The sequence below is a fragment of the Brevundimonas sp. genome (genome assembly GCF_036677305.1).
Lineage (GTDB): Bacteria > Pseudomonadota > Alphaproteobacteria > Caulobacterales > Caulobacteraceae > Brevundimonas.
The window spans coordinates 1-2,318 of record NZ_JAKFEB010000159.1; the positions used below are offsets into that span (position 1 = coordinate 1).

A 2,318-nucleotide genomic window follows, 5' to 3' on the forward strand; every position below is an offset into this window, starting at 1 on the left:
CGGGGCGCCCAAGGCGCTGGGCCGGTCGCCGACCGAGAAGTCGGTGCGGGAATATCTGGCCTTCGCGCCGGACAATTCCTCGTCGATCACCGCCTGCATCACCCGGGCGCGGACCAATGCGCGGTCGGTGCGGACGGCCCTGACGGTCGAGCTGTGGGAGGCGATCAACGGCGCCTGGAACGGGCTGGAAGAGCAGGGCCAGCCGACCCGCCGCGACGACTTCGCCCGCTTCCTGGAGTGGGTGAAGAGCATGACCCTGTCGGTCGAGGGCGCGACCAGCCGGACCATGCTGAGAAACGACGGCTACTATTTCCTGCGCCTCGGCGCGGCCATCGAGCGGGCGGACAACACGGCGCGCCTGCTGGATGTGAAATACCACCTGCTGCTGCCCGAGGGCGAACGGGTGGGCGGACAGCTGGACTATTTCCAGTGGACCACCCTGCTGCGCGAGGTGTCGGCGCTGACGGCCTATCGCTGGGTGTACCGGGACAGCGTCAAGCCGTGGCTGGTGGCCGATCTGCTGGTGCTGAACCGGCAGATGCCGCGGTCGCTGGCCAGCTGCCAGGCGTCGATCGTGCGCTATCTGGAGCGGCTGGCCAGCGACTACGGCCGGCGCGGCCCGGCGCAGAGGCTGGCGGCGGAACGGATGCGGGCGTTCGACAATTCCCGCATGGACGACATCTTCCAGTCGGGCCTGCACGAATACATCCAGGCCTTCCTCGGCGAGAACGGCCGTCTGGGACAGGCGATCCACGAACAGTATCTGAGCTGACAGTGCGCATCCGTATCGATCACGCGACCACCTACGCCTACGACCGGGCGGCGCGGTTCATCATCCAGACGCTGCGGCTGTCGCCCCGATCGTCGGAGGCGCAGCAGGTCCGGCACTGGCGGGTCGAGACCGACGTCGACGCCCGCCTGCGCAAGTCCGAGGACGCCTTCGGCAACATCGTCCACACCCTCTACACCGAACAGCCGACCCAGAGCCTGACGGTGCGGGTGTCGGGCGAGGTGGTGACGACCGAAACCGCGGGCGTGGTGCCGCGCGACCAGGAGACGTTGTCCCCGCTGGTCTTCCTGCGGGACACGGCGCTGACGCGGCGGGACAAGCTGATCTCGGTCTTCGCCTCCGAGTTCTCGGCCCATCCGCCGCTGGAGCGGCTGCACCGGCTGATGGCCGGCATCCACGGCTCGGTGGCGTTCGAGGTCGGGGTGACGACGCCGACGCATACGGCGGCCGAGGTTCTCGCGCTCGGCCGGGGCGTCTGTCAGGACCACGCCCACGTCTTCATCGCCTGCTGCCGCCAGATGGGGGTGCCGGCGCGCTATGTGTCGGGCCACCTTTTGCGCCGCGACGGCATGGACGATCAGGAGGCGGGTCACGCCTGGGCCGAGGCCTGGATCGAGGGTCTGGGCTGGGTGGGCTTCGACGCCGCGAACGGCATCTGCGCGACGGAGCGGTATGTGCGGGTCGCAACCGGCCTCGACTATCTGGGGGCGGCGCCGGTGCGCGGAACCAGCTACGGCGGCGGCGGAGAGCGGCTGGCGGTGCGGCTGAACGTGCGTGATGCGGACATGCAACAGAGCCAGCAACAGGCATAGGCATGCGCGGATGCGGGCGCCGCCGCCGTGCGAATCTGGTACCGTCATCGCCATGATTGCCGTTCGGGAATGGCGCGCCGCATGACCTATTGCGTGGGAATGCTGGTCGAGGAGGGTCTGGCGATGATCGCCGACACCCGCACCAATGCGGGCGTCGACAGCATCTCGACCTATCGCAAGCTGCACGTCGTGGATCGCCCGGGCGACCGGGTTCTGGCCGTTTGCACCGCCGGCAATCTGTCCGTGACCCAGACCGCCCTCGCCATGGCCAGGGAGGGCGTCCACCTGAACGTCGGCGATCCGGCGGAGACGCTGGAAACCGCGCCGTCCATGTTCCGCTGCGCGCAGATTCTGGGCCACGCCCTGCGCAGCGTGCGCCTGTCGATCGCCCCGGCGCTCCAGGCCGACAGCCTGAACACCTCGGCCTCCATGCTGCTGGGCGGCCAGATCAAGGGCGGGGAGATGGCGCTGTTCCTGATCTACAGCCAGGGCAATTTCATCGAATGCGGGCGCGACACGCCCTACCTCCAGATCGGCGAGGCCAAATACGGCAAGCCCATTCTGGAGAGCGGTCTGGACTTCAGCTCTCCCCTGGCCGAGGCGGTCAAACTGGGGCTGATCTCGTTCTCGACCACCATGCGGTCCAATGTCGGGGTCGGGGCGCCGTTCGATCTGATCACGCTGAGGCGCGATTTCCTGAGCGGCGACCAGCGGCG

At 68.5% G+C, this 2,318-nt stretch carries 3 protein-coding genes; all 3 read left to right on the forward strand.

Annotated elements, in window-relative coordinates; translation table 11 throughout:
• A partial coding sequence (locus tag V6M42_RS08995) for an alpha-E domain-containing protein (RefSeq protein ID WP_332678261.1) occupies positions 1–772 on the forward strand: 772 nt, incomplete at its 5' end.
• A gap of 2 nt (positions 773–774) precedes the next feature.
• Entirely contained in the window at positions 775–1,602 is an 828-nt protein-coding gene (locus V6M42_RS09000; protein ID WP_332678262.1) for a transglutaminase family protein, read from the forward strand.
• 69 nt (positions 1,603–1,671) lie between these two features.
• The coding region (locus tag V6M42_RS09005) for a peptidase (protein WP_332678263.1) at positions 1,672–2,318 on the forward strand (647 nt) is incomplete at its 3' end.